This is a genomic window from Sediminibacterium ginsengisoli, from assembly GCF_900167075.1.
In the GTDB taxonomy this organism is placed as follows: Bacteria; Bacteroidota; Bacteroidia; order Chitinophagales; family Chitinophagaceae; genus Sediminibacterium; species Sediminibacterium ginsengisoli.
In genome coordinates, this window is record NZ_FUWH01000012.1 from 125,209 (window position 1) to 127,463 (window position 2,255).

At 46.3% G+C, this 2,255-nt stretch carries 1 protein-coding gene; it reads right to left on the minus strand.

Annotated elements, in window-relative coordinates:
- Positions 1-2,255 (minus strand): hypothetical protein (locus tag B5D42_RS17940; protein WP_176113046.1); only part of this gene is annotated, 2,255 nt, incomplete at both ends.

A 2,255-nucleotide genomic window follows, 5' to 3' on the forward strand; every position in this document is an offset into this window, starting at 1 on the left:
CTGATCTTTAAACGATTCAGCAGCATAGCGGCGGTGTCGCTGTATTTCACTAATTGACCTGCGCGGCCATAGCCGGAGAACATGGTAGCGGTATCTGAATATTGAACCGATTGGCCTTTGCGTGCATAACCGGTGAGCATACCAGTTGTGTCACTGATCTTTAAACGGTTGGCAAGCATTGCGGCAGTATCTGAGTACTGCATAAACTGCCCTTTACGTGCGTACCCCGCGAGCATGGATGAAGTATCGCTGATATTTACTTTGACATCTATACGATTGCTGAGGTACGCTGTGTCGGTAGCATTCAGTTTTGTATTAAGTCTGGTTTGGACGTTAACAAGAGAGTCCAGCAGACGCTGAGATCTGACATAAGTGCTCAGCATGTTTACTGTATCACCAATCGCCAGTTTTGTGTTGAGGCGAGATTGGACGTTTGCAAGCGAGTCTAATAGTGCCTGGCTCTTCAGATAGTTAGATAGCATGGCGGAAGTGTCGCCGGTATTAAGTTTAGTGTTTAACCTTGTCTGAACAGCGGCCAGAGAGTCCAGCATGAGCTGACTCTTCAGGTAGTTGGCCAGCATCGAAGCAGTATCGCTGATATTAACCTTCAGGTCAATACGATTGCTCAGGTTCATTGTATCAGCAGCACTCAACCTGGTGTTGATGCGGGTCTGAACGTTCGTCAGAGAATCTAACAACCGCTGAGATTTAATGTAGGTGCTCAGCATGTTTGCTGTATCACCAATTGCAAGTTTAGTATTCAAGCGAGACTGCACATTGGTGAGCGAATCTAACAGCGCCTGACTCTTCAGGTAGTTAGATAACATACCGGCAGTGTCACTCGTATTCAGCTTGGTGTTTAACCTTGTCTGAACAGCAGCTAATGAATCCAGCATGCGCTGACTCTTCAGGTAGTTAGCTAACATCGAAGCAGTATCACTGATGTTCACCTTCAGGTCAATCCGGTTGCTCAGGTTCATCGTATCAGCGGCACTCAACTTGGTGTTGATGCGGGTCTGAACATTCGTTAAGGAATCCAGCAGTCTTTGGGACTGAACATAGGTGCTCAGCATGTTGGCTGTATCACCAATCGCCAGTTTTGTATTCAACCTTGATTGAACATTCGCTAATGAATCTAACAGTGCCTGGCTCTTCAGGTAGTTAGCCAACATCGACGCAGTATCACTGATGTTCACCTTCAGGTCAATCCGGTTGCTCAGGTTCATTGTATCAGCAGCACTCAATTTGGTATTGATACGGGTCTGAACGTTCGTCAATGAGTCCAGCAGTCTTTGCGACTGAACATAAGTGCTCAGCATATTTGCTGTATCACCAATGGCCAATTTTGTATTTAAACGAGATTGAACGTTTGCTAAAGAATCCAGCAATTGTTGGCTCTTCAGGTAGTTTGCTAACATACCGGCAGTATCGCTCGTATTCAATTTTGTGTTGAGGCGAGCTTGCACGTTTGCAAGTGAATCCAGCATACGCTGGCTCTTCAGATAATTGGCCAGCATCGAAGCAGTATCGCTGATATTCACTTTCAGGTCAATACGATTGCTCAGGTTCATCGTATCAGCTGCGCTCAACTTGGTATTGATGCGGGTCTGAACATTGGTCAATGAGTCCAGCAATCTTTGGGACTGAACATAAGTGCTCAGCATATTCGCGGTATCGCCGATTGCGAGTTTTGTGTTGAGGCGAGACTGGACGTTTGCAAGCGAGTCTAACAGCGCCTGACTCTTCAGGTAGTTAGATAACATACCGGCAGTGTCACTCGTATTCAGCTTGGTGTTCAACCTTGTCTGAACAGCAGCTAATGAATCCAGCATGCGCTGACTCTTCAGGTAGTTAGCCAGCATGTTTGCCGTGTCGCTGATGTTCACCTTCAGATCAATACGGTTGCTCAGATTCATCGTATCTGCTGCACTCAATTTGGTGTTGATGCGGGTCTGAACGTTCGTCAATGAATCGAGCAGTCTTTGTGACTGTACGTAGGTGCTCAGCATGTTTGCTGTATCTCCGATAGCGAGTTTGGTATTTAACCTTGATTGAACATTCGCTAACGAATCTAACAGTGCCTGGCTTTTCAGGTAGTTTGCCAACATGCCGGCAGTATCGCTCGTATTCAGTTTGGTGTTTAACCTTGTCTGAACAGCAGCTAATGAATCCAGCATGCGCTGACTTTTCAGGTAATTAGCCAGCATCGAAGCAGTATCGCTGATGTTCACCTTCAGATCAATACGGTTGCTCAG